Source organism: Pseudomonas sp. 2995-1 (assembly GCF_002742505.1).
Classification (GTDB): domain Bacteria; phylum Pseudomonadota; class Gammaproteobacteria; order Pseudomonadales; family Pseudomonadaceae; genus Aquipseudomonas; species Aquipseudomonas sivasensis.
Window position 1 is genome coordinate 1 of the sequence record NZ_LJSA01000123.1, and the last position, 252, is coordinate 252.

Below are 252 nucleotides of genomic sequence, written 5' to 3' on the forward strand. Positions count from 1 at the left end.
CATTATTACCACATGGAAACACGACTTGGATGATTATAATCAATATAGAATTGAACATAAACAACACTTAGTAGAAGCTAGTGAGCTTAGAAAAGCAATTTCACAGAAAAAAAGACTCATTGATAGTCTTAATAGAGATATCATCTCTTGTGAAACGGAAAATAACCAGCTTAAAAAGAAGCATGAAGAATGAATTAAAAATCACCTCTCACTTGCACAACGTTCAAGATTATCAGTTCCACTCTAGTTATA

Annotated in this window: 1 protein-coding gene; it reads left to right on the forward strand. The window is 31.7% G+C overall.

Annotated features, from left to right (window positions below; genetic code table 11):
- Nucleotides 1–193 (forward strand): hypothetical protein (locus AOA61_RS31090; RefSeq protein WP_218197309.1); only part of this gene is annotated, 193 nt, incomplete at its 5' end.
- Nucleotides 194–252 lie beyond the last annotated feature (59 nt).